The sequence below is a fragment of the Cryobacterium gelidum genome (genome assembly GCF_004403985.1).
In the GTDB taxonomy this organism is placed as follows: Bacteria; Actinomycetota; Actinomycetes; order Actinomycetales; family Microbacteriaceae; genus Cryobacterium; species Cryobacterium gelidum.
The window spans coordinates 303,614-328,724 of sequence record NZ_SOHL01000003.1; the positions used below are offsets into that span (position 1 = coordinate 303,614).

Sequence of the window (25,111 nt, forward strand, 5' to 3'; positions counted from 1 at the left end):
CTGATTCCGGAGGTTGACATGCGAAAATTCGTGTTCAGCAGTGCAATGATCGGCGTCATTGCCGGTGGATGGAACACCGTACAGGCCACGCGGCACGGTCCGCGGGACTGGCGCCTCGTGATGCTGTGGCTCGGCTGGGGACTGAGCGCCGCCGTCGCGATCGGCACGATCATCGAAGACGCGAATGAACGTCGAATCGAGAGCTGAATTCAGATCCGAATTGGCCTGTCCGGCGGCGTGTCCCCCGGCGAGACGACGATTCGTCCCCGAAAATGAAAAGTGCAGCTAATGCGGCTGCACACGGTGTGGCTCAAACGCCGTGCACTCGAAGGGGTTTGTCATGTTTGGTCGCCGACGCCGACGTTTGGCCGCGAATGCTGCGCTCACGGTTGCCCCTGCTCCGGTGCTGCACGACGAGCAAATTTTCGATTTGCTGCACGACAAGCTCACAGCCCTGGTCGGCGAGCACGGCGCCTGGACTCTGGTGGCCCGCAGCGCGGACGACACCGAGGTCATCTTCCACGGATTGAAGGCACGGGAGATCGCGACCGAGCTGACCGAGGCGATCACGACCAAACAAGCAGCCCTGCGCGGCGAGAGCCGCGGCGAGCCCACCGCGCTGTCCTGGACGCCCGCGCCAATCACGACCTGGAACGAACCGGCCGTGAACGAGACCTCGCCACGCGCGGCAGCCCCGGTCGACGCCCCGCCCATTGAGGCCACTCGGATCGAAACCAGCGATGACGACCTGGCTGCAGCATCCGCTGCCTGGATCGATAAGGCCTCCGCGACTCTCGCCTCGGCCCGTCTCGTCGCCTGACCACATCGGGACGATCTTCGGTGCCCGATCGTCGGCCAATTCTCACTCTGGTGCTGACAGTATGGCCTGATGGCACTCAATATCGAGGACTACGCACTCATCAGTGATTGTCACTCGGCGGCGCTCGTCGGTCGAGACGGCAGCATCGACTGGTTATGCCTTCCGCGTTATGACTCCGCCTCGATGTTCGGTGCGCTCCTCGGCGATGAGAACGACGGTCGTTGGCTGCTGGCCCCGGCCGATACGACCGCCACCGCCAGCCGCAGTTATCAGGGCGATACCTTCGTGCTGTCCACGGTGTGGACCACGACCACCGGCCAGGTCGAGGTACTCGACTTCATGCCGCACGGCAACGGCCGGGCCGACCTGGTGCGCCGGGTGCGCGGCATCAGCGGCACGGTGCACATGACCCAGGATCTGCGCATCCGCTTTGGCTATGCCACGACGATGCCGTGGGTGCGCCAGCTCAAGGGTGAGTCGGTGCACGGCCTCGTCGCGATCGCGGGGCCCGACGCCATCGTGGTGCGCGGCCCTGATCTGCGCGCCGCCGACCACCGCCACGTGTCCCATTTCGACGTCAGCACCGGCGACACGATCGACGCGCATCTGACCTGGTATCCCTCGCACCGCGATACGCCACCCGCCATCGACATCGATGCTGCCCACGCCGAGACCTGCGCCTGGTGGCGGAAATGGGCGTCGTGCTGCAGCCATCAGGGACCTTTGCGCGCCCAGGTGGTTCGTTCGCTGCTCGTGCTGCGTGCACTGACGCATGAGCGAACCGGCGGCATTGTGGCGGCCGCAACGACCTCGCTGCCCGAGCAGATCGGCGGCACCCGCAACTGGGACTACCGCTACGTCTGGTTGCGCGACGCCTCGCTCACGCTCGCGGTTCTGCTCAGCCACGGCTACGAGGTGGAGGCCGACGGCTGGCGAGCCTGGCTGCTGCGTGCCATTGCCGGCGATCCGGGCGACGTACAGATCATGTACGGCCTCTCCGGGGAGCGCTACCTGCCCGAGCATGAACTCACCGGCCTGGCCGGTTATCAGGGCGCCTCCCCCGTGCGTGTTGGAAACGGCGCGGTCGACCAGTTCCAATCCGACGTGATCGGCGAGGTGATGGTGGCCCTGCATGCTGCGCGTACTGCGGGCGTGCGCGAGAACGAGTTCTCCTGGCCACTGCAGCGCGCTCTCATGAGCTTTCTCGAGAAGAACTGGCGCCGCGCGGACCAGGGCATCTGGGAGGTCCGCGGCCAGCCTCGCGAATTCACCCACTCGCGCGTGATGGTCTGGGCCGCCTTCGACCGCGCGGTGCGGGGCATCGAAGAGTGCGGCCTGGACGGTCCGCTCCACCGTTGGAAGGCCCTGCGCGACGCAGTGCGCACCGACATCGAGACTCGCGCTTTTGACGCGGATCGAAATAGCTACATGCAGTTCTGCGGCAGCACGGAAGTGGATGCCTCGCTCCTGGTGCTCCCGCAGGTCGGCTTCTGCGCACCCACCGATCCACGCATGCTCGGCACCGTGGCCGCGATCGAGGCCGACCTCATGCGGGATGGGCTGCTGTTGCGGTACCGCACGCACACCGCGGTGGACGGACTGCCGCCGGGTGAGCATCCGTTTCTGGCCTGCTCCTTCTGGTTGGTTGAGCAATACGCCACGTCGGGACGACTCGACGACGCCAATGCGCTCATGAACCGGCTGCTCGGCTTCGTGAACGACGTCGGGCTGCTCTCGGAGGAGTACGACGTGACCAGTGGGCACCAGATGGGCAACACCCCGCAAGCGCTCTCGCATCTGGCTCTGGTGCGCGCAGCGGATGCTATTATGGCCGGTGGCTCCTGATCACAATCACGACCTCTACACTTCCCGGCATTTTGTTGTAGGTATTCTTCAGCAGCGGGTGTGGGCCAAATTCTAGATTTAAAACCATGACTGACACCGTTCGTTCGAGCGCCCCGACGGGGCGCATTATGCCCGCCCGCGATCTTGCCCAGATCGCCATCTTCTCCGCTCTCATCGCGGCACTCGGCCTGGCGGGACCCCTTAACATCGGGCCGGTGCCGATCACCCTGCAGACCCTCGGCGTGATGCTCGCCGGGGCCATTCTCGGTCCGCGCAAGGGAACCCTCGCCGTGCTGTTGTTTCTCGTTCTGACGGCGGTGGGTCTCCCCCTGCTCGCCGGCGCTCGTGGCGGCATCGGCGTCTTCACAGTCAGTCCGGCCGCTGGCTACCTCTACGGCTGGCTGCTCGGTGCTGCCGTGACCGGATACCTCACCGCCCGCCTGCTGCCGAAATACCCGTTCTGGCCCGCCCTCGGCGCCACGATTCTCGGCGGCATCGTCGCCGTCTACCTGGTTGGTATTCCGGTCATGGCCCTCAACCTCGGCCTGCCGCTCGTGACCACGATCGGCCTGAACCTCGCGTTCATACCCGGAGACCTGATCAAGGTCATCGTGACCGTGCTGGTCGCCCGCCAGGTCCACAAGGCCTACCCCGGTCTGATCGCGCTGCCGAAGGGCCGTCGGGAAGTTGACTGACGCGTGAGCAGCATCCGCTTCGAGCAGGTCGGGCAGTCATTCGGTGACCGCTGCGTGCTTCGCAACGTGAATCTCAGCTTGACCGAGCATCGCATCGGCATCGTCGGCGCGAACGGATCGGGCAAATCCACGCTCGTGCGCATGATCAATGGGCTCGTCACTCCGACGAGCGGCACCGTGACGGTGGACGGGCTCGACGTGGCCCGCCACGCCCGCGACGTGCGCCGCAAGGTGGGGTTTATTTTCACGAATCCCGACAACCAGATCGTGATGCCCACCGTTCAGGAAGACGTGGCGTTCAGCCTGCGCCGACGCGGCCTCTCCCCCGCCGAAATCGCTGAGCGCACGGCGGCCGCCCTGGAACAGTTCGGACTGAGCGAGCACGCCGAACACCCGGCGCACCGCCTCTCCGGCGGGCAGAAACAGCTGCTCGCCCTCGCCTCCGTCCTGGTGGCACGTCCAGCCACGATCGTCGCCGACGAACCGACGACCCTGCTCGACGCCCGCAATGCCCGGCGCATCGGTGAGCTATTGCACACGCTTCCCCAGCAGGTCATCGTCGTCACCCACCACTTGCATCTGGTCGAAGAATTCGACCGCGTGATCGTGATCGAGGAGGGCATGGTCGTCGCCGACGGCGCGCCCGCGCAGGCCCTGGCGGCGTATCGCGCCCTGCTGCAGTGAGAAGCGGCAGATGATCGGCCTGTACAGCCCTGGAACCTCGCTCATTCACCGAGCGCCCACTCTGCTCAAGCTGTTTCTGCTCTCGCTCTGCGTCGTTCTGATCGGGTCCTCGCCCAATCCATGGATCGTCAGCGGTGCGGCGGCCGGCGTCGTGCTGCTGTTTTTGGCGGCGCGAGTTCCGGTGCGAGCGGCCGCAGCCCAGATCGCCCCGATTTTGCTGATCCTGCTGGTCACGGTGCCAATCCAGGGTTTGCTCTCCGGCTGGACGGTCGCCGCTCTGATGGCGGGCCGTCTGCTCGTGGCGGTGGCCCTCGCCACCCTGTTCACGATGACCACGACGGTCACCGCCGTGCTCGAAGCGTTCCAGAAACTGCTGCGACCGTTCCGCCGGTTCATCGACACCGACCGGGTAGGACTGCTCGTCGCGCTCACCATCCGCTGCATTCCCTTGGTGAGCGATATCGTTCGCGAGGTCTTCGAGGCCCGCACGGCCCGCGGTACGCGGGGCTCGCTCCTGTCGATCGCCGTTCCGGTGGTCGTGCGGTCGCTCTACGCAGCGGATGCCCTGGGCGAAGCCCTGGTCGCCCGCGGCCTCGACGACTGACCGGCCCCGGCCCGGGCGGCACGCCGGGGCATTCACTCAGCCGCTTTATAGGCGATCCGTGGCAGAGTAGGTCTTTGGGCGTTCGCGCCACCAGACAGCTACCGAAAAATGCCTACCCGCAGCTACGCTCTCGAAAGAGGCCCCGTGTCGAAAATTCCCGCACTCCTGACCATTGTGGGCCTGACGCTCGCACTGACCGCTTGTGGAAGCAGCGACACTCCTCAAGCAACGGATGCGGCCGCTGCCAGTTCCCCCTCTGCGGACTGCACGCAACCGGGCAAGCTCTCCGACAGCGTCAAGGTCACCGGTGATTTCGGCGCGCCCCTCGACATCGCGATCGATGCACCGCTCGCGCCCACCACCACCCAGCGCACGGTGGCGATTGAGGGAAGCGGCACCGACACGGCCAAGAAAGACTCGATCGTGGAAGTCGCGATCACCCTCTACAACGCCAAAACCGAGAAAATCGTACAGCCGACGACGTACTCCACCGATGGAGCCAGTCTCGTCATTCCCATCAACGACACCGGCTTGCTGCATGGTCTTGTTCGATCGGCCAATTGCGCCGTCGAGGGCGACCGGATCGTGACCGTGAGTACGGCAGCGGATGCCTTCACAGATCAGGGCACCACCGGCGTCGCTGCGGGCGAGCCCGTCATCTTTGTCATGGACGTCGTCAAGGTGATCGAATCCGTACCGACCAAGGCGTCAGGAACCGACCAGCCTGCCGAGGCCGGTCTCCCGACGGTCGCTCTTGCTGCTGATGGCGCACCGACCGTAACCGTTCCCGCCACCGATGCTCCCACGGATCTGAAGATCTCCACCCTGAAGAAGGGTGATGGGAAGGTCGTCACCGACGGCGCGAGCGTGGCAGTGGCCTATACCGGTGTGCTCTGGGCGACCGGCAAAACCTTCGACTCCTCCTGGGGCCGCTCCCCGTACACCGTCTTCCCGACGGGCGGCGTGATCCCAGGCTTCACCCAGGCGCTCGTCGGCCAGACCGTCGGTTCGCAGGTCCTCGCCGTGATTCCGCCGGAATTCGGCTACGGCGAAGCCGGCACCCAGGGCATTTCGGGCACCGACACCCTCGTGTTCGTAATCGATATTCTTGCTGCCGAGGGCGGCCCGAAGGCCTGAAAAGCAACTCCTCTACCTGGGCACCGCCCGTCGACCTGTGGGCCGAAGGGCGGTGTTTTTTTGCCCAGCGGGGACCGGTTCCTGAGCGTCTGCCCAGCCGCAGGGTGCATCGGCGTGACAGTGTGGAGTGCAGGTACCAACATGCCCGGCACCGGCCAGGCGTGAATTTGACCACCGAAAGAGGCTATTCACCTGACATCCACATTCACTTCGACGTTTACTCCCACCAAATTTCAGGTCGCCGATCCGACACTCGTCGCGTCCGCTCTCAAGCCGACGACCATCGACGAATATGTTGCCGCTCCCACCGAGCCGCTGGCAAGCGTCGTCGGGCTGCTCCGCGATAAATTCGACTTGGGCCTGCCGAAGACATCGACGGAACTATGGCACGGACATCCGGTCTGGCTCGAGAATGACCTACCGGTAGTCGGATTCAAGGCGTATCCGAATTTTGTGACCGTGTTGTTCTGGCGCGGCCAGGCCATCACCGATGACTCGGGCAAGCTCAACGCGAGCGGGTCGGCGGAGATGAGCGAATTCAAGCTGAAAAGCGTCGACGACTTCAACAGCGACCTGTTCGACGGCTGGCTGCAGCAGGTACGCGAGCTCGAGGCCGCCTAACTCTCGGAGAGGCGAGACTCGCTCAGCCAACCGCGTCGATGGCGAAAAGTGCGGCCTGCTCCGGGGCAAGCAGCGGCGCGGGCAGCCCGACGAGAGCGAGCACCGCTCCGGTCAGCGTGACCGCACCACCGTCGCCACCACCGCCACCGCCACCGCCACCGCCACCGCCACTCGCAGCATCGGCGAGGGTGGTTAAAGTTGCGGTCGAGCCCTCCAACGCGGCGTACCACGCTGGCGGTGCGTCCTGGATTGTGCGCGGGGAGCCGCCGAGCAGCAGGGGCGTCACTCGATAGCGCCGCTCGGGCGCGAGCCCGGGAAATCGCATCCGCTCCGGAACGGCGTCATGCGGGGCTGCGAGAGCCACCTGGGCGAAGAGGGCCGAATTCTGGTCGCGCGAGACGACGCCGTGCAGCACAAGGGCGGGGTCGCTCGGGTCGGCCCGCACGACAACACCGGAGTGCAGCAGAGGGCGCAGCCGCTTGTAGTGCGTGATCCACTCGGCAATCTGCCCGAGCTCTTCGGCGCTCGCATCGATGAGATTCCACTCAATGCCGGCCGCACCGAACAGGGCGGTCGCCAGCCGAAAACTGAGCTCGGAGGTGCGTCCGGTGGTGTGCGCCGTCGCCGCGCCGAGATGCCCGCCGAGGTATTCCGGCGGCACGAGCACGCCCGTATATCGTTGGATCTGCTGTCGCTCGAACGGGTCGTTGGTATCGCTGGTCCAGACCCGGTCGACGCGCTCGAGGATTCCAAGGTCGATCCGGGCTCCCCCCGACGCGCAGGACTCGATCTCGATGCCCGGGTGTGCCGCGCGCACCGCATCGATCAGACTGTAGAGCGCCGCAGTCTGCCGGTGAGCGGAGGCGGCCAGCAGGTCGCGATTGTGGTCCCACTTCAGGTAGGCGATCGGGTACTCCGTGAGCAGAGCGTTGAGTCGGGCGAAGACCCAGGCGAAGGCGTCCGGGTGGCTCAGATCGAGCACACGCTGGAACCGCCAGGTCAGCGCCGGTGTTTCAGTGGCTGAGGGTTCCGGGACGCCGCCGAGCACCCACTCCGGGTGCGCACGGGCAACCTCCGAGTCGAGACTCACCATCTCCGGTTCGACCCAGAGGCCGAAATCCAGGCCGGCCGCGTGCACGCGTTCGATCAGAGGATGCAGGCCACTGGGCCACGTCACGGGATCGACGAACCAGTCGCCGAGGGCACGGCGATCATCCCTGCGGCCGGTGAACCAGCCGTCATCGAGGACGAAGCGTTCCACGCCGGTCTGCGCCCCGGCATCCGCAAGGCGCGCCAGGGTTGGCAGATCATGCTCGAAGTAGACGGCCTCCCATGTGTTCAGCACGACCGGGCGCGGCGTCCGAATGGTCGACCACGAGCGGATCCACGGATGCAGCCGCGCCGACAGCCCGTCGAGCCCGGCATCCGAGTACACGGCCACGGTCCACGGGGTGCTGTGGCTTGCACCGGCGGCCACACCCAGCTCGCCGGGAGCCAGCAGTTCACCGCTTCCGAGCAGCGAAAAGCCCAGGGGGCTGTTCTCAGCCCAGGCGCGCTTGTCACCGCTCCAGGCAAGATGAGTGCACCACACTTCCCCGGAACGAAAACCAAATCCGGGTGTACCGGCCACCATGAGATAGGAGTCGTCATGCCCGGGGCGGCCGTGTCGGAACTCGCGGCTCCACACACCGTGGCCGAGTGTGCTGCGCTGCGGCCGACGCTCGTGGGTCCACAGCCCGGTGAAGTCAAGCAGTTCCCCGGCCCGACCGGGTACCGGCAGTATGACGTCGAGCGAACCCAGTTCGAAGGCTGCGTCGCCGGCGGTGGTACTCGTGTTGGTCACGGTGTGGCGCAGCCGAAGCACCCCCTGAACCGAGATTTCAAGATCGGTGCGCACGGAAATCTGGGCCGCGGCATCCGCCAGCAGGAGCGTCAGGGTCTGGGTTCCTGGCAATGCGAAGCGCCCCGTGGGGCGCTCGCCCGCCCGAACGTTTACCAGGCGCAGATCGATGGCCGAGCCGCCCCGGCCGGGCCGGAAACCGCTGATTCCCGGTCGTCCGCTCCACCCCTGCGCGAGGGTGGGCAACAGGGTGAGCCGCAGGGGCACGTCGATCGAGCTTGGCGCGATCGACGGCACGGATGCGTCGGCCAACGTGGTCAGCATAGCGCCGGTCAATTCGCCCAGGTCGGCACCCCAGTGCACGATGACGGGCACGCCCGTGCCGCGGGCATCCAGCATCAGGCTGGTGCCCGCGGCACGGAGGTAGGGAATCGACACAGTGATGCTGATGCTACTTGTTGACCGGGATCGACTGTGCCTGGAGGGCGTCGATCGTGCTCTGCTGGGCGCTCGTGAGGGCATCCGTCAGCGTGCCGTTACCGGTGACTGCACCCTTGAAACCGTCGGAGGTGTCGTTATAGACCTGCGTCATGGTCGGGCCCCAGATGAAGTCGGGCGATACCTGAGCGGACGCCTCGGCGAACACATCGTAGATCGCCTGGCCGCCATAGAACTCGACGCCTTCCTTCAGGGCCGGCAGTTCCAGGCCACTCTTGGCGGCCGGGTACAGGTTGGCCGATTTGTTCAGCATCGTGAGCGCCTCATCAGAGGTGTTCAGCCAGAGCGCGAACTGTGCAGCCTCGTAGGGGTGCTCGGATCCTTTGAACACGGCGGTGGACGAGCCACCCCAGTTGCCAGCGGCGCTCTCGCCATCAGCCCACTGCGGGGAGAGCGCGACGGACCAGTTGCCGGCGGTATCCGGAGCACCGCTGACGATGGAGTTCGCACCCCAGGCCGCCGAGTTCCAGGTCCAGTCGGATCCGGTGTTGTAGGCGTTATTCCACTCGTCGGTCCACGGCGGGTTGGTTGAAACGAGATCGCGGTCGATCAGGTCCTGCCAGTAGTTGGCAACCTTGACGGACTCCGGGCTGGTCAGATCGACGGTCCAGTTGTCACCGTCGTTCTCGAACCAGGTTCCGCCGGCCTGCCAGACGAATCCGGCAAACTGGTTGATGTCGCTCTGCGAGAAGTTGGTGATGTACCCGCCGGTGGCGCGTACCGCCTCCGCTGCAACGGCGAACTCTTCCCACGTAGTGGGGATCGCAATGTTGTTGGCCGCGAAGAGATCGGCGCGGTAGAACATCGCCATGGGGCCGGCATCTTGCGGCACCGCATAGACGGCGTCCTCTTCGCCGAAGTTGACTTGACCCCAGGTCCAGTCCACGAAGTTGTCCTGGGCGTCGAGTACACCCGCGCAGGAAGCGAGGTTGGTCAGGCCGTCCTGTACGCGGAAGTTCGGGAGGGCGTCGTATTCGATCTGGCCGAGGTCGGGCGCGTTGCCGGCCTTGAGCTGATTGAAAAAGTTTTGATAGGTGCCTCCGTTTCCGTTCGGGCCGGTCTGCACCTTCACCTGAATGTCGGGGTTTTCATCGTTCCAGATCTTGACGACTTCCTCGATCCCAGGTATCCAGGTCGTAAAGGTCAGGTCGACCTTGCCGTCGGAGGGTGCACAGGCTGCGGCGTCGCCGCCGTCCTGTGTGGTCGAGCCTGACGCGCAGCCGGCCAGCACGACCGTGGCTGCGGTGAGCAAAGCGACGGTGGCTGCTCTCTTCTTGATTCGCATTGTCCTTCTTTTCTCTTGGTGGAGGGAATGAGCCGACTGGAATATCCAGCCGGGGTGGTGTGGCTGGGGTGGTTATTTCACTGACCCGGCGCTGAGGCCGTTACGCCAAAAGCGCTGGAGCAGCAGGAAGATGATGATCAGCGGGATGATCGACAGCAGCGCGCCGATCAGCACGTAGTCGCGCAGCACAGGGATCTGGTTGACCTGCGAGTTCCAGGCGTAGAGGCCGAGCGTGACCGGGAACAGGGTTTCGTCGCGCAGCATGATCAGCGGCAGGAAAAAGTTGTTCCAGATGGCGACGAACTGGAAGAGGAAGACCGTGACCAGGGCGGGCACCATCATCCGCACCGAGACGGTGAAAAAGGTGCGCAATTCGCCGGCGCCGTCGAGGCGGGCGGCCTCGATCAGTTCGTCGGGCACGCTGGCCGAGGCGTAGATGCGGGCGAGGTAGACCCCGAACGGGCTGACCAGGCTGGGCAGGAACACCGACCAGAACGTGTTCGTCAGGCTGATCTGGCTGAAGATCAGGAACAGCGGCAGCGCCAGCGCCGTCGCGGGCACGAGCACGCCGCCAAGCACGACGTTGAAGATCAGTTCACGGCCCGGAAAGTTGTACTTGGCCAGGGCGTACCCGCACATACCGGCGATGAGCGTACCAACGAGGGCGCCGCCACCGGCGTACAGCGCGCTGTTGAGCATCCACTTGAGGTAGACGCCGTCACGGTAAGCCACCAGGTTTGCCATGTTCTCGAACAGGGAGAAGTCGGCGAACCAGAGCGGGTTCGTGCTGTTGAACTGGGAGCGGTTCTTCGAGGCCGCGACCACCAGCCACCAGATCGGCACCAGAAAGTAGAGCGTGAACACGCCCATGACGACCATGGCGCTGACCCGAGCGAACGGGCTCTCTCGCTGCGCGCGCGGCGTCTTGCCCTGCCGGGAACGGATGCTGCGTGCCGACTTGCCGACAGTGGTGGAGGTCACGGTGCTCAGGGTGCTCACTTGGCTTCCTTCCGTTGCGTGAACTTCAGGAACGTGAACGAAAGGATGAACGTCGCGAGGGCCAGCACCACGGAGAACGCCGCGGCCAGGTTGAAGTTTGGGATGGATGAGGTGGAGTAGACCGTCAGGTTCGGGGTGAACGTGCTGGTGACGGCCGAGCTGAAGCTGCGGAACACCTGGGGTTCGGCCAGCAGTTGCAGGGTTCCGATGATCGAGAAGATCGCGGTCAGGATGATGGCCGGCATGATCAGCGGGATCTTCACCGACCAGGCGATGCGGAGCTGGCCGGCGCCGTCGAGGCGGGCGGCCTCGTAGAGTTCAGCCGGGATTGCCAGCAGCGCCGAGTAGATGATGAGCATGTTGTAGCCCACGAACACCCAGGTGACGACGTTGGCGATGGCCCAGAGCACGAGGTCCGCCGAGAGGAAGTTGATGTTCTCGGTGACGGCACTGAACGGTGACAGGTTGGGTGAGTAGAGGTAGCCCCACATGATCGCGGCGATGACGCCGGGCACCGCGTAGGGAACAAAGAACGCCAGCCGAAAGAACTTCTTGCCGCGCACGAGCGGCGAGTCCAGCAGCAGGGCGAATACCAGTGCGAGGCCGAGCATGATCGGCACCTGCACGGCGCCGAAGGCGAGCACCCGACTGATCGACGCCCAGAACGGCCCGTTCTGGAAGACCAGGATGTACTGGCTAAGTCCACCGAAGACCTGTGTGGCCTGGCCGAAGGTGCCCTCACGCTCGATCACGAGCAGAGACTGGTAGATCGCGTAGCCGATCGGCACCAGGTAGAACAGGGCAAACAGTGCGCCGAACGGGAGCACGAACGCCAGGATCGCTCCCTTGTGCTGCACGCGGGGCTTCGCTCCGCGGGCCTTGGCTGGCTGGGCGGCGCGGGGCTTCCGGGCGGCGTTGCCCGGGGCATCCGTCAGGGGACCGGCAGGTGCGCTCATGATGCGGGGTCCTCTCTGATCACGCGGACGGCTCCGGCGGGCACGCGCACGATTCGACCGACGGGTGCATCGGTGACGAGTTCGTGGCCGCAGGCCGGAAGCTCAACGTCGCCGTGACCGTGATTGATGATGAACAGGTAGCTGCTGGTGGACTTCACTCGGCGAACGACCTCGATGGTTCCCGCACTCTCCGGGCCAACCGCGGTAACGCGTGCCTCCTCGGCAATCGTGCGCACGAGGTCCCTCAGGGCACCGGCCGCCAGCGCGGTCGCAACGTACCAAGCGGTGCCGCCTCCGTGCCCGTTGCGGGTGATGGCAGGGATGCCGGGCAGCGGCCCGTCAAGGTAGCGCGCCATCACCTCGGCAGTGTTGATCCGCAGGCGTTCGCTCCAGAGGCTCGCGCGCGCGCCGGAGTCGAGGGTCAGAACGTGGCCGGGCAGCAGTGGGGAAAATTCTTCCACCGTGATGCCGAGGATCTCGCGGAACGCGCCGGGGTAGCCACCGGTGCGCACCCGGTCGTCTTCGTCGACGATGCCGCTGAAAAAAGTGATCAGGGCGTGGCCGCCGGCCGCGACATAGGAACCCAGGTTCTGGGCCTGCGCGTCAGAGACCAGGTAGAGGCACGGGGCGACGACGAGGCGGTAAGCCGAAAGGTCGGCGTCTGGCGAGACGATGTCGACCGTTACGCCGAGTTGGTGCAGGGCCGTATAGGCGGCGTGCACCTGGTCGAGATAGCGCACCGCATGGGAGGGACGGGATTCTCCGTCGCCAGCCCACCACGCCTCCCAGCTGAAGATGATCGCGGCATCCGCGACGACCCGGCTGCCGGCGACCTCGGCGAGACGATCGAGGGTCGCCCCCAGGGCCACGACCTCGCGCCAGAGCACGGTGTCGGTGCCGGCGTGAGGCACCAGGGCGGAGTGGAACTTCTCTGAGCCCTGCAGGGAAGCGCGCCACTGGAAGAAGCAGATGCCGTCGGCGCCACGGGCGACGTGGGCGAGGGAGTTGCGGGTCATCTCGCCTGCCACCTTCGCCAGATTGTGCGGCTGCCAGTTGACGGCGCCGGTGGCCTGTTCCATGAGCAGCCAGGGCTTCCCCTGGGCGAGCCCACGGGTGAGGTCGGCGGCGAAGGCGAGTTCGATGGCCGGATCGGCGAGGCGGTGGTCGAGGTAGTGATCGTTGGCGACGATGTCCATGTCGCCGGCCCAGGACCAGTAGTCGAGGTTGCGGATGTGCGCCGTGACCATGAAATTGGTGGTCACGGCTACGTTGGTGTGGCGGCGCAGCACCGCGGTCTCGCGGCGGTAGTAGTCGAGCAGTTCGGCCGAGCTGAACCGGTGGAAGTCAAGCACCTGGCCGGGGTTCCGGCTGGAGCGCGTGAGCCGCGGGGTGAGGATCTCGGACCACTGGCCGTAGCGCTGGCTCCAGAACGAGGTACCCCAGGCTGCGTTGAGGGCGTCGATCGTGCCGTAGCGTGCTTGCAGCCAGAGGCGGAACGCAGCCGCGGTTTCATCGCAGTAGCAAAGCGCGTTGTGGCAGCCTAGTTCGTTGGACACATGCCAGAGGGCGATGGCCGGGTGGTGGCCGTAACGCTTGGCGACCTGCTCCACCAGGGCGAGCGCGTGCTCGCGGAACACGGCCGAGCTCGGGCACCAAGCCTGCCGACCGCCAGGGAATCGTGTGGTGCCGTCATCGCTCACCGGGAGGATCTCGGGGTGCAGCGCGGTCAACCATGGCGGAGGGGACGAGGTTCCGGTGCCGAGGTTGACCCGGATGCCGTTGCTGTGCAGGAGTTCGATGATCGTATCGAGGGTGGTGAAGTCGTACTCCCCGGGGTGCGGCTCAATGTCGCACCAGCCGAAGATGTTGATGGCCACCAGGTCGACGCCGGCCTCGTGCATGAGGCGCACGTCTTCGATCCAGACGTCGGGACCCCACTGCTGCGGGTTGTAGTCGCAGCCGTAGGCGAACCCCTCGTGGACGAATGGGGTCACCGGAGCCGAACCATTCGAAGAGGCTGTTCGCGAATTCATGTGCTCCCTGACCGTGGTGTGTACGCCGTGTTGGCGACACCATGCTGACGACTCTGTGAACGTGCACAGAGTCGGGAGCAAAACTCACCGTTGGGTTTTCTGTGAACGTACACAGATTAGGTATATCCCGCCGATCCTGTCAAGCGCGGTCTTCGTTCCGGAGCGTTATGGTTATCAAATGGTGACAATCCCGTCTCGACGCAAACGCGCGACGATCCACGATGTCGCCGTCGAGGCCGGCGTGTCCCGCGGCACGGTCAGCCGGGTCGTGAACGACGAGCCCTACGTCTCGGCTTCAGCCCGGACTGCCATCGAAGCCGCCATCGAGAAGGTCGGCTATGTACCGAACAACGCCGCGCGCAGCCTGGTCATGCAGCGCTCGGAAGCGGTCGGCTTCATCGTGCACGAGCCACACTCACTATTTCTGGATGACCCCAACATCGGCGGCATCCTGCTCGGGGCCAACACCGTGCTCTCCCGCTCGGACTACCAGATGGTCAGCCTCGTCATCGACTCCCAGCGCGACACCGACCGCGTCGCCCGCTATCTCAGCGGTGGTTTCGTCGACGGGGTCATCATCGTCTCCGCCCGCCGGGAAGACCCCATCACCCGCGTTATCGAGAAGCTGCGCCTTCCGGCCGCTTTCGTTGGACATCCGCCAGAGCAGAGCCCTCTGCCGTTCGTAGGCATCGACAACCGGGCATCGGCGCGCGCGATCACCGAACGCCTCATGCAGACCGGACGCCAGCGCATCGGCATGGTTGCCGCCGCACTCGATCGCGATTCCGGCGCGGACCGCCTGGCCGGCTTCACGGATGCCCTGGGCGACCGCTTCAACCCGGCTCTCGTTGCCCGAGTACCGCTCTACACCTTCACCGATGGGGTGAAGGGCATGTGCGCACTGCTCGAACGTGACCCACTGATTGACGGGGTGTTCGCGGCTTCTGACGCCGTGGCTGCCGGAGCACTCGAAGCGCTCCGCCATGCCGGGCGCAGCGTGCCCGGTGACGTCGGCATCGTCGGATTTGACGACAGTTCCTGGGCGCTGCGCACCCAGCCACACCTCTCGACCGTGCACCAGCCAGCCTTCGGCCTGGGCGAGCGAGCAGCCGAGTGCGTGCTCGGCCAGCTGCGCGGTGAGGAGCAACCGGCCGACGGCATCCTGCTCGAGACCCCTATCATCTGGCGCGACTCGGCTTGATCGACACCGTCGGGGATTCCACGCTCGACATGGCGTTCACCGCCTCGGCTCTACCGGTGGTCACGCCGATGAACTCAATGCCAACCCGGTGACTGGTCACAGCGAAGACATTGCAACAACATGTATCCATTGGCAAGTTCTACTCCGCCGCGACAATAAACAGAATGGCCCGCGTCCGAAGACGCGGGCCGTTCGTCGTGCGAAACCGTGACTAGCTGGTAAGGCCGTCCACGTACTCCTGGTTGTCTTCCATCCACTGGGCAACGATCGGAGCGTAGTCCTGGCCCTCGTAGTCGACGAACATGGCCTGCTCAAGCGAGTACAACGTGTCGAGGTCCATCTCGAAGTTCTCGATCCACTCCGCCGCCTGCGGGAAGTCCGTCTTGAAGTCGGTGCTGGCGTAGGAATGGATACTTTCCACGCCGCCCAGGGCTCCCTGCGGGTCTTCGAGGTTCTTGAGCGGAAACTTGTTATAGGCCCAGTGCGGCTCCCACAGGGTGACGACAATGTTCTCGCCGTTGTCGGTGGCCGTCTGTAATTCGGTCAGCATGGCCGCCGTCGACGAGGTGAGGTATTCCATGTCCTCGAGGCCGTAGCCCGGAATAACGTTGTCCGTGGTCGCGAGGGTCAAGCCGGCGCCGGGCTCGATGCCGACGATGCGGTTGTCGAACAGGTCGGCGTTGGCCGCGAGTTCCTCGAGCGAGTCGATCGGGGCGTCCGCGTTGACCGCGATCGCGTTGCGCGACTCCTTGTTCCAGGCACCGAGGTCGACGATGTCGTCGCCATATTTTTCGAGGTACGATGCGTGCGTTACCGGCAACCAGACATCCAGGTTGAGATCGTAATCACCGGTCGACAGGCCGGAGTACACCGGCGCGACGTCCCCGTACTTAAGCTCGACGTTGTAGCCCTTCTCGTCGAGAATAGCTTTCCACAGCTCGGAGGCTGCAATGGCCTCATCCCAGCCGTTGAACACGGCGATCGACATATCCTTCTGGTCGTCATTGCCGTTTCCGACGGTTTCGGTCTCACCGGAGGCGGCGCAGCCGGTGAGAGCCAGAATACCAACGGCTCCCAGTGCCAAGCTCGATTTGATACGTGATTGAGAACGGTTCTTCATGGGTCTTCCTTTCGTGCCACCTGCTGTGGGTGACTGGGGTTGACGCTTGGTGCATACGGCGAAAGCCGCACTGTTGAACGGATGCGGCTGCATCCGTAAACCTGCGTTGCCGCCGGTCAGGCTCGGGCCGGTTCACCGACCGGCTGCGGGGCGCGAGCGGGCTCGGCAGTGGATGCCATGGCATCGGTGGCCCGACGCGCACGCAGGGTGTGCCGGAGGCCGCCGAAGAAGCCCGTTGAATCGGTGCTGCCGAGCGACGCGGTAATGCGGTCGAGGAAAATCGCGAGGATCACGACGGCCAGTCCAGCTTCAAAACCGAGCGCGATGTCGATGCGGTTAAGGCTTGCCACAACCTGCGCCCCGAGACCGCCCGCTCCGACCATGCCGGAAATAACCACCATGGAGAGCGAGAGCATGATGACCTGGTTGACGCCGGCCATGATGGTCGGGGTGGCCAGCGGCAACTGAATCTGCCGCAGGATACGCCACGGGGACGCTCCAAAAGCCTGCCCGGCTTCGACGACTTCCTGATCCACACTGCGGATGCCGAGCTCGGTCAGGCGCACGCCGGGAGCCATCGCGAAAATGATGGTCGCGACGATGCCGGGTACCACTCCGACGCGAAAGAGGATGAGGGCCGGAATGAGGTAGACGAACGCCGGCATGGTCTGCATGAAGTCGAGTACCGGGCGGATGATGTTCGAGGCGAGCGTGGACTTGGCCGCGAGAATGCCAACGGGAACGCTGATGACAATCGCCAGCACGCTCGCGACGAGCACGAGGGCGAGCGTGTCCATGGCGTTCTCCCACTGGTCGACGCCAAGGATGACAAGGAGGCCGACAACCGTTCCGACCGCGAACTTCCAGCCACGAATTCCGAAGGCGAGTACGCCCAGCACGAGCATGATCGCCCAAAACGGCGGCGCTCCGAGCAGAAATTCCACGGATTCGTAGGCGCCATCGAAGAGTGCCCGAATGAAGCCGAACAGAAAGCCGAAGGTATCGGTGATGTAGTCGACGAAGGATTCAATGAGGGAACCCAGGGGAAGACGAAAGTCGGTCATGCGCGCGCTCCTTCGGCATTGAGCAGGGCGTCATCGGCCGTATCGCCCAATATGTCGGTGATCTGGCTGATCGAGATGGTGGCAGGCGGCATCACGACCGGTAGTGGGCCGGTATTCGTCGTGACGTTCCCGATGGCGGCGAGCAGGGTCACGCGAGGAATTACGCCGAGCAGACGGTTCTTCTCATCGACGACGGCGATCGGCAATTCGCTCTCGACCGAGGGCTCGACGAGGTCGACCAGGGCGGTTTCGGGGAGCACGGCGTTAGCGTCGTCACGAATGATGCTTCGCAGATCGGTCTCGCCGGCTTTGACCATTTTCAGTACATCGCGGTCGCGCACGATACCGGCGAAGCTGCGGTCGCGGTTGAGCACAAAAGTGACGGATGTCTGCAGGTCGCGCATGGTCCGCAGCGCCGCCCGTGGGCCTGCGGTCTTCGTGATGACCGAACGCACCGGTTCCATCACGCTCGCGGCGGTGAGCACGCGCGCCCGGTCGACATCCTGCACGAACTGGGCGACGTAGTCGTTGGCCGGGTCGGTGAGGATCTCCTCGGGCGTGCCGATCTGCACGATGCGACCATCGCGCATGACGGCGATGCGATCGCCGAGAAACATGGCCTCGTTCAGGTCGTGGGTGATGAAGATGATGGTCTTGCCGAGCGCGGCCTGCAGTTCGATGAGCTGCTCCTGCATTTCCCGGCGAATCAGCGGGTCGAGGGCCGAGAAGGCCTCGTCCATGAGCAGTACGTCGGTGTCGGCCGCGAGAGCACGGCCGAGACCGACTCGCTGCTGCATTCCACCGGACAGCTCCGAGGGCAGGTTGTCTGCCCAGCCAGCCAGACCGACCAGATCGATGATCGTCTGCGCTTTCGCGAGGCGTTGTTCCCGGCCCATGCCCTGAATTTCGAGGCCATAGGCGACGTTGTCGATCACCGTGCGGTGCGGCAGCAGGGCAAAGTGCTGGAACACCATCGAGATGCTTTTGCGACGTATGTCGCGCAGTTCCTTGGCGGAAACACCCGTGATATCGGTGCCGCCGACGGTCACGGTGCCGGAGGTGGCCTCCCACAGTCCGTTGAGCATGCGGATGAGAGTCGATTTGCCCGAGCCGGACAGGCCCATGACGACGAAGATTTCGCCCTTCTTGACCTCGAATGAGGCGTCAATGACGGCGGCCACTCCGAGGGCAGAGGTCTCTGCGCGACTCTTGCCCGCTTTGAGCTTCTTGACGATTTCGTGCGGGCGGCGCCCGAAGGCTTTATAGAGGTGATTTGCCTTGACGGCGATGGATCCTGGATGAGGGATATTGTCGGTCACGCGTTCTCCGGTGCACGCCCCCGTAGCCGATTTCACGGTCTACGAAGCGCTGTGCTCTTTTGTCGGACGGGTAGGCACCGAGCGGCCCGAACGCGAGAATCAGCGTGGGCTGGAGCGATCATGGGACCGCGTCCGTCGCCGCCTCACCATACGCAGGCGGCCGTTCCATCTCAAATGGTGGCTACGCCTGCGCGTCCTGGTGAAGGTTGTAAGACCGTCAACAATCCTAACATACCGACTTTTCGGTGCACCGAAAAGAGCACAGCAAAAAAGAGGGTGTCGCCCGGGACGACTTCTCCGGACGACACCCGTAGCGCGAGTCTAATGCCCGCGTTTTCTGCTTAGGCGCGTTCCAACACCTTGGACTGCGCAGCCTGCTCGGCAGTGCGCTGGCTCTCCGCGGCACTGACATGACCATGAGTGAGCATGGTGCGTTCGTCGAACGGTTCGAGCTTGTCCAGCACGCGATCAACCTGCACCCGGTCGAGTTCCTTGGTCCAGGAGCCAATCATGACGGTTGCCACGGCGTTGCCGGTGAAGTTGGTCAGCGCGCGAGCTTCAGACATGAAGCGGTCGATGCCGACGATGAAGCCGACGCCGCCAACGAGTTGCGGGGCGTGGGCCTGCAGGCCCGCGGCCAGGGTGGCGAGGCCGGCGCCGGACACTCCGGCGGCGCCCTTGCTGGCGATGATCATGAAGAGGAGCAGCCCAATCTGTTCGCCGAGGGCGAGCGGCTGACCGAGCGCGTTGGCGATGAACAGCGAGGCCATGGTGAGGTAGATCGCGGTGCCGTCGAGGTTGAACGAGTAGCCGGTGGGCACGGTGACACCAACGACGGGCTTGGAGACGCCGAGGTGTTCCATCTTGGCGATCAGTCGCGGCAGCGCGGCTTCAGACGACGACGTCGATACGATCAGCAGGTATTCCCGGCCGAGGTAGCGCATGAGCTTGAACAGGTTCACACCCGTGACCAGTTTGAGCAGGCCGCCGAGGATGACCACGATGAAGATGATGCAGGTGATGTAGAAGGCGGCCATGAGCGTGAACAAACTGATGACGGCCTGGATGCCGGTAGCACCGACGACCGCGGCGATCGCACCGAAAGCACCGATCGGGGCGAGCCACATGACCATAATCAGAATGCGAAAGACCAGAGCCTGCACGTGGGCTAGCCCATCGAGAATCGGCTTGCCGGCCGGGCCCATGCGCTGCAGCGCGAAGCCGGCGATGAGTGCCACGAGCAGCGTCTGCAGAATATTACCGCTGGTCAGCGAAGAGAACAGGGTGGTGGGAACGATCCCGAGCAGGAACGACTTGGTGTCGGCTGATTCGGTGGCCTCAAAGGTGGCATCCGACAGGTTGATGCCCTCGCCCGGATGAATCATGTTTCCCACGACCAGTCCGATGCCGAGTGCGAAGGTCGACATGATCAGAAAGTAGCCGAGGGCCAGGCCACCGATCTTGCCGACGGTGGCTGCCTTGGCGATGGAGCCGATGCCGAGAATGATCGTGCAGAAGATGATCGGGGCGATCATCATCTTGATCAGGGCGATGAACAGATCTCCGAGCGGCTTGAGCGAGACCGCGAATCCCTCCGGTCCGCCCCAGGCCAAGCCGACGATGATACCCAGAATAACCGCGACGATGACGGCCATGTAGAGGTAGTGGGATGAGTCGATTCGCTTCTTCGGCTTACCGGATTTGTTGAGTTTGGTTTCGGTTGATGGCGTCGATGCCATGTCAGACTCCTATGTCTAGGCTTAACCTGGCCCACCACGGGCTCCGGTCGGTGCAAGTCGTTCCACACTGGTCGACGCAGCGCACTCGCGCACGGTTACGGTCATATTGTTCACGAGCTCACGAAAGAGGCAGGCAGTGCGTAAGGAATGGAGCATCGCTCGACGGCTCTTTTTCGCGCACGCACTGTTCATCGTCGTGCTCACGGTCTTCGTCGGAACGGCCTTCTTCGTCGACGCGCGTGATCGCGGCTACATCGAGACCGGCAACCGGATGCTCGCGGTCGCCACCGCCATCGCCGACAGTCCACTCGTGCTCGCGGCGAGTGAGTCGGCCGACCCGAGCGCGTCCCTGCAGCCCTATGCGCTCCAGCTGAGCGCCGACGCGGGGCTCGATTTCATCACGATCATGGCCCCGGACCGTACCCGCTGGACCCACCCCACCGACACAGAGATCGGCAGGGACTACATCGGCGCCATCGAGCCGGCTCTTTCCGGAACCTCCTTCACCGAAATCAGCACGGGAACGCTCGGGCCATCCGTTCGTGCCGTGGTGCCGGTAACGGATACCGACGGCACCGTGCGCTCGCTCGTCGCGGTGGGCACCACGACGAGCAACATCACGATCGCTCTGAACGCCCGGTTGCCCTCGGTGCTCGGTCTGGCTCTCGGGCTGCTCGCGTCGGGGTCAGCGGTGACCTGGCTGCTCGGGCGCTACCTACGCCGGGTGACCCTGGGCTGGGGACCGGAACGTCTCGCGCAACTATTCGTCTATTACGATTCGGTACTGCGCTCGGTTCGTGAGGGGCTTGTGCTGGTCGACCTGCGCGGTGACCTCGTCCTGTACAACGATCAGGCGTCGCGCCTGCTCGGAATTCCGCCGCGGCCGACTGCGGGCAGCGACGAGCGACCGCCAACCCTCACCGAATTGAGTCTGCCGCCGAGCCTCGGCGAGTTACTGCGCAGCGGCCGAACCGCGCTCGATGAGATTCATATCACCGGCACGCGGGTACTCGTGGTCAGCCAGGAGCCAGCGATCGCCTCGTCGACTTCGGCGACTCGACCCAGGGCAACCCCGATGGGATTCGTGGCGACGATTCGCGACCACACCGACCTGCAGAACCTCGGCAGCGAGTTGCAGTCGATGCAGACCCTGTCTGACGCGTTGCGGGCGCAGACCCACGAACATTCCAACCGCTTGCACACGATCGTGTCGCTGATGGAGCTCGGCCGCACCGATCAGGCCCTCGAATTCGCCACGAAAGATCTCGAGCTGAGCCAACGGCTCGCCGATGAGATGGTCGGTTCGGTAGACGAACCGGTGATCAGCGCCCTGATCATGGGCAAATCGGCGCAGGCCAATGAGCTGGGAATCGCCCTGACCGTCACGGCGTCGGGCACGCTCGCCCAGTCCGGGCTGTCGATTCAGGATCTGGTGACCGTGCTCGGCAATCTGGTCGACAATGCTCTTGATGCGGCGGCCGCTGGCCCGGACCCTCGTCGGGTGTCTGTCACGGTGTCATCTACCGAGCAGGCCGTGATGATCGAGGTCGCCGACAGCGGCTGTGGCGTGGCTCCCGATATCATTGACGATGTGCTTCGTCTCGGCTTCAGCACCAAGGGCGCCGGCTTCACGGAAACAGGCCCCACGGGCGAACACGGGATGGGCGGCCCGGCGCCGGGCCGTTCGATCGGCGGCCGCGGTCTCGGCCTGGCTTTGGTTCGGCAGGCGGTGACCCGCCTCGGCGGCACGCTCACCATCGCCCGGCGCGAGGGCGCCGTCTTCACCGTGACGATTCCGGCCCTTACTCGTTCGGTCGTGACCACGGCGGGGGGCGATCATGGTTGACGGCGGGCTTGCGGTCATTCGCGTGCTCGTCGTTGAGGACGAACCGCTCGCCGCCGAGGCGCACGCGGCCTATATCGGCCGTCTGGCGGGTTTCGAGCTCGTCGGCACGGCGAGCACCGGGCAGGACGCGTTTCGTCGCGTCGCTGCCGCTGCCTCGGCCGGAAACCCGATCGACCTCGTGCTCATGGACATGAACCTGCCCGACAGCCACGGGCTCGACGTGAGTCGGCGCATCCGTTCGGCCGGCCTCGCCACGGACATCATCGCCATCACCGCCGTCCGCGACCTCGACAATGTGCGCGGAGCGATCGCGGCCGGCGTCGTGCAGTACCTGATCAAGCCCTTCACCTATTCGACCTTCGCTGCGAAATTGTCTAGTTACCGGAACTTTCGTACGAAACTTGACGCGCAGGCATCCGTCGTGACGCAGTCCGCAGTTGATCACGCGTTTGCGAGCCTGCGCGCACCGACCGATATCCCGCGGCCGAAGGGTCTGGCCGACTCGACGCTGAGCCCGGTGGTCTCCTTCCTGCAGGCCCAAGCCGCGCCGGTGTCGGCGAGTGAGCTGGTGGAGCCACTCGGGCTGTCACGGGTGACCGCGAGGCGCTACCTCGAGTATCTCGCCGACTCCGGCCTCGTGCTGCGCGCACCGCGCTACGGCACGCCGGGGCGGCCCGAGAACGAGTACCGCTGGACGAGCGGGCGTTAGCGGTTTGTGAAAACCGGTGGCCGCTTCTCGATGAAGGCGGCCATGCCCTCGCTCTGGTCGTCGGTGGCGAACACCGAGTGAAACAGGCGTCGTTCCAAGTGGATGCCGCCGCTCAGCATCGACTCGTAGGCCGCGTTGACGACCTCCTTGGCGAGCATGGCGATCGGCGCCGATTTCGCGGCGATGTCGGCCGCGGTCGCGAGGGCATCGGCGAGCAGGTCGGTGGCGGGCACGATGCGGGCGACGAGGCCGATGCGTTCAGCTTCGACCGCGTCAATGGTGCGGCCGGTGAGGATCATTTCCATCGCCTTGGCCTTGCCGACGGCGCGAGTGAGACGCTGGGATCCGCCCATGCCGGGAATCACACCGAGCTTGATCTCGGGCTGCCCGAAGGTGGCAGTGTCGGAGGCGATGATGAAATCGCAGATCAGGGCCAGCTCGCAGCCGCCGCCGAGGGCGTGACCGGAGACCGCGGCGATGACCGGGGTGCGCACGGCGGCGAGTGTGTCCCAGCCGGCGAACCAATCCTTGAGATACATGTCCATATAGCTCATCGTCGACATCTCCTTGATGTCGGCGCCGGCCGCGAAGGCCCGCTCCGACCCGGTGATGACGATCGCGCCGATCTCGGGGTCGGCGTCGAGCTGGGTGGCGGCACCGACGACGTCCTGCATCGTGGCGAAGTTGAGGGCATTGAGCGCCTTGGGCCGGTTGAGTGTGATCACGCCGACGCGTCCGTGACGTTCCAGCAGAATGTTTTCGTAGAAATGGGTGTCAGTCGGGGTCGTGTCAGTCGGGGTCGTGTCAGTCGGGGTCGTGTCGCTCACGCCGTAGCCTCTCGTTCGGTGGATTCTTGCTCGCTGGGTTCGTTGCCGCTGGTATGCACGCGCGGCAAGCGCAGCTCGCGCTCCCCCAGCGATGCGAAGCGTGCCTGTACGTCGGCGCCGGAAACGGCGTCAAGTGTGCTCGGTTGCCACAAGGGATTGCGGTCCTTGTCGATGACCTGGGCGCGAATACCCTCAAGGACATCGTGGCCGGCCACCATGCGCAGGGACACCCGGTATTCCTGTTCGAGGACCTCCTCGAGACTGCCGAGGGCGCGGGCGCGGCGGAGCGATTCGAGGGTGACCGTGACGGCGGTCGGCGACTTGGCTAGGATCGCGGCGGACGCCTCGCGGGCTGCTGCGACGGGCGATTTCTGCAACCGGTCAATGATGGTGGGCAGGTCGGTGCCGGCGTAGCACTCGTCGATCCAGGCGCGCTCCGCCAGGAGCGGTGCCGGCGGCACAGCCGACGCGGCGTGCTGGGCGATGGCAGCGGCAGCGGGCATCCGTTTGAGGGCGTCGACCAGGGAATCGAGCCGGGCGGAGTCGACGTAGCTGTCGGCGAGGCCGAGGGCGATCGCATCGGTGCCCGTCATGGTCGCGGCCGTGAGGGCGAGGTGGGTGCCGAGTTCGCCGGGTATCCGCGAGTAGAGGAAGGTTCCACCGACGTCGGGCACGAAACCGATGGTGGTTTCGGGCATGCCGACTGTGGTGCGTTCGGTCACGACGCGGTGGGACGCGTGGCAGGAGAGGCCGACTCCGCCGCCGAGCACGATGCGGTCCATGAGGGCGACGAATGGTTTGGCATACCGTTTGATCTGGGCGTTCAACGTGTACTCGTCGGCCCAGAATCGGGCATTCTCGTCGGGGTCGCCGCCGGTATCCGTGCGGGCGTCGCGGTAGATCGACACAATGTCGCCGCCGGCGCAGAGGGCGCGGTCTCCGTTCCCGGTGAGGAGAACGGTGTGCACGGCGGGATCGTCGGCCCACTCGGTGAGGGCGGCGGCAATGGAGCGGATCATGCCGTGGGTCAGCGCGTTCAGGGCCTGTGGCCGGTTCAGAATGATGCGGGCCAGCTGTCCGCCACGCTGCAGCAGCACCTCATCGTCTGTGCCAACGGATGCGGCGCCAGCACTGGGCGCCGCGACCGTCTTCTCACCCGAGTGGCTGTCAATCGAATCCGTTCGGGGCATGAAAGACCTTTCCGCGTCGATGCGGTTGAGGAGGGGTAAGCGTTGGCACAGTCTATCGAGGTGAGATTTCTGTCCGCGA

Annotated in this window: 22 protein-coding genes; 11 read left to right on the top strand and 11 right to left on the bottom strand. The window is 64.9% G+C overall.

Translation table 11 applies throughout. The features are described from left to right. Positions 1 to 18: 18 nt before the first annotated feature. The 8 genes from E3T50_RS01600 to E3T50_RS01635 all read left to right on the top strand — a co-directional run bounded on the left by E3T50_RS01600 (position 19) and on the right by E3T50_RS01635 (position 6,406). Positions 19 to 207, top strand: a complete 189-nt coding sequence (locus E3T50_RS01600; RefSeq protein WP_134550254.1) for a hypothetical protein — start codon at positions 19 to 21, stop codon at positions 205 to 207. A 133-nt stretch (positions 208 to 340) separates the two neighbouring features. Next, complete coding sequence (locus E3T50_RS01605; RefSeq protein WP_134550255.1) at positions 341 to 820, top strand: hypothetical protein; 480 nt, start codon at positions 341 to 343, stop codon at positions 818 to 820. A gap of 69 nt (positions 821 to 889) precedes the next feature. Further along, positions 890 to 2,665, top strand: a complete 1,776-nt coding sequence (locus E3T50_RS01610; RefSeq protein WP_134550256.1) for a glycoside hydrolase family 15 protein — start codon at positions 890 to 892, stop codon at positions 2,663 to 2,665. 86 nt (positions 2,666 to 2,751) lie between these two features. Next, positions 2,752 to 3,360 (top strand): biotin transporter BioY, encoded by a 609-nt coding sequence (locus E3T50_RS01615; RefSeq protein ID WP_134550257.1) that lies wholly within the window; start codon positions 2,752 to 2,754, stop codon positions 3,358 to 3,360. Positions 3,361 to 3,363: 3 nt separating this feature from the next. Then, on the top strand, positions 3,364 to 4,044 hold the full coding sequence (locus E3T50_RS01620) for an energy-coupling factor ABC transporter ATP-binding protein (RefSeq protein WP_134550258.1): 681 nt from the start codon (positions 3,364 to 3,366) through the stop codon (positions 4,042 to 4,044). Between the two features lie 10 nt (positions 4,045 to 4,054). Continuing rightward, positions 4,055 to 4,648: a CbiQ family ECF transporter T component gene (locus E3T50_RS01625; protein ID WP_134550259.1), complete on the top strand. Its 594-nt coding sequence runs from the start codon at positions 4,055 to 4,057 to the stop codon at positions 4,646 to 4,648. Between the two features lie 144 nt (positions 4,649 to 4,792). Next, positions 4,793 to 5,785 (top strand): FKBP-type peptidyl-prolyl cis-trans isomerase, encoded by a 993-nt coding sequence (locus E3T50_RS01630; protein ID WP_166784173.1) that lies wholly within the window; start codon positions 4,793 to 4,795, stop codon positions 5,783 to 5,785. Positions 5,786 to 6,139: 354 nt separating this feature from the next. Next, entirely contained in the window at positions 6,140 to 6,406 is a 267-nt protein-coding gene (locus tag E3T50_RS01635) for a DUF1801 domain-containing protein (RefSeq protein WP_134550261.1), read from the top strand. Between the two features lie 22 nt (positions 6,407 to 6,428). Here E3T50_RS01635 and E3T50_RS01640 read toward each other — a convergent pair whose 3' ends face one another. The 5 genes from E3T50_RS01640 to E3T50_RS01660 form a co-directional block, all read right to left on the bottom strand. Then, the gene (locus tag E3T50_RS01640) at positions 6,429 to 8,684 is read right to left on the bottom strand and encodes an alpha-galactosidase (protein WP_134550262.1); all 2,256 of its coding nucleotides are present in this window, start codon (positions 8,682 to 8,684) and stop codon (positions 6,429 to 6,431) included. A 13-nt stretch (positions 8,685 to 8,697) separates the two neighbouring features. Next, positions 8,698 to 10,029, bottom strand: coding sequence for a sugar ABC transporter substrate-binding protein (locus E3T50_RS01645; protein WP_134550263.1), 1,332 nt, complete (start codon positions 10,027 to 10,029; stop codon positions 8,698 to 8,700). Positions 10,030 to 10,101: 72 nt separating this feature from the next. Further along, positions 10,102 to 10,908 carry a carbohydrate ABC transporter permease gene (locus tag E3T50_RS01650; RefSeq protein WP_134550467.1) on the bottom strand — a complete coding sequence of 269 codons (807 nt, stop codon included), beginning with the start codon at positions 10,906 to 10,908 and terminating at the stop codon, positions 10,102 to 10,104. A 116-nt stretch (positions 10,909 to 11,024) separates the two neighbouring features. Then, positions 11,025 to 11,984: a carbohydrate ABC transporter permease gene (locus tag E3T50_RS01655; protein ID WP_134550264.1), complete on the bottom strand. Its 960-nt coding sequence runs from the start codon at positions 11,982 to 11,984 to the stop codon at positions 11,025 to 11,027. After that, positions 11,981 to 14,017: a beta-galactosidase gene (locus E3T50_RS01660; RefSeq protein WP_134550265.1), complete on the bottom strand. Its 2,037-nt coding sequence runs from the start codon at positions 14,015 to 14,017 to the stop codon at positions 11,981 to 11,983. The genes E3T50_RS01655 and E3T50_RS01660 overlap by 4 nt, the downstream gene beginning before the upstream one ends. Positions 14,018 to 14,195: 178 nt before the next feature. Here E3T50_RS01660 and E3T50_RS01665 point away from each other — a divergent pair, with 178 nt between their 5' ends. Further along, a complete protein-coding gene (locus E3T50_RS01665) occupies positions 14,196 to 15,218 on the top strand; it encodes a LacI family DNA-binding transcriptional regulator (RefSeq protein ID WP_134550266.1) in 1,023 nt (340 codons plus the stop codon). A 211-nt stretch (positions 15,219 to 15,429) separates the two neighbouring features. On the opposite strand, the gene E3T50_RS01670 is transcribed toward E3T50_RS01665, so the two are convergent. From E3T50_RS01670 to E3T50_RS01685, 4 genes are all read right to left on the bottom strand, one after another. Next, on the bottom strand, positions 15,430 to 16,338 hold the full coding sequence (locus E3T50_RS01670; RefSeq protein WP_134550267.1) for a glycine betaine ABC transporter substrate-binding protein: 909 nt from the start codon (positions 16,336 to 16,338) through the stop codon (positions 15,430 to 15,432). A 116-nt stretch (positions 16,339 to 16,454) separates the two neighbouring features. Next, positions 16,455 to 17,402, bottom strand: coding sequence for an ABC transporter permease (locus tag E3T50_RS01675; RefSeq protein WP_134550268.1), 948 nt, complete (start codon positions 17,400 to 17,402; stop codon positions 16,455 to 16,457). Further along, on the bottom strand, positions 17,399 to 18,721 hold the full coding sequence (locus tag E3T50_RS01680) for a quaternary amine ABC transporter ATP-binding protein (protein ID WP_198417920.1): 1,323 nt from the start codon (positions 18,719 to 18,721) through the stop codon (positions 17,399 to 17,401). Before E3T50_RS01680 ends, E3T50_RS01675 begins: the two co-directional genes overlap by 4 nt. A gap of 341 nt (positions 18,722 to 19,062) precedes the next feature. Continuing rightward, the gene (locus E3T50_RS01685; RefSeq protein ID WP_134550269.1) at positions 19,063 to 20,460 is read right to left on the bottom strand and encodes a cation:dicarboxylate symporter family transporter; all 1,398 of its coding nucleotides are present in this window, start codon (positions 20,458 to 20,460) and stop codon (positions 19,063 to 19,065) included. Between the two features lie 136 nt (positions 20,461 to 20,596). On the opposite strand from E3T50_RS01685, the gene E3T50_RS01690 reads away from it, so the two are divergent. Together E3T50_RS01690 and E3T50_RS01695 are read left to right on the top strand one after the other, a co-directional pair. After that, entirely contained in the window at positions 20,597 to 22,306 is a 1,710-nt protein-coding gene (locus E3T50_RS01690; RefSeq protein ID WP_134550270.1) for a sensor histidine kinase, read from the top strand. Further along, positions 22,299 to 23,015 carry a response regulator gene (locus tag E3T50_RS01695; RefSeq protein WP_134550271.1) on the top strand — a complete coding sequence of 239 codons (717 nt, stop codon included), beginning with the start codon at positions 22,299 to 22,301 and terminating at the stop codon, positions 23,013 to 23,015. Before E3T50_RS01690 ends, E3T50_RS01695 begins: the two co-directional genes overlap by 8 nt. On the opposite strand, the gene E3T50_RS01700 is transcribed toward E3T50_RS01695, so the two are convergent. Next, positions 23,012 to 23,770, bottom strand: coding sequence for an enoyl-CoA hydratase (locus tag E3T50_RS01700; RefSeq protein ID WP_241990722.1), 759 nt, complete (start codon positions 23,768 to 23,770; stop codon positions 23,012 to 23,014). The two genes, E3T50_RS01695 and E3T50_RS01700, sit on opposite strands and share 4 nt — an antisense overlap. Before the next feature lie 68 nt (positions 23,771 to 23,838). After that, positions 23,839 to 25,032 carry an enoyl-CoA hydratase/isomerase family protein gene (locus tag E3T50_RS01705; protein WP_134550273.1) on the bottom strand — a complete coding sequence of 398 codons (1,194 nt, stop codon included), beginning with the start codon at positions 25,030 to 25,032 and terminating at the stop codon, positions 23,839 to 23,841. Positions 25,033 to 25,111: the final 79 nt, after the last annotated feature.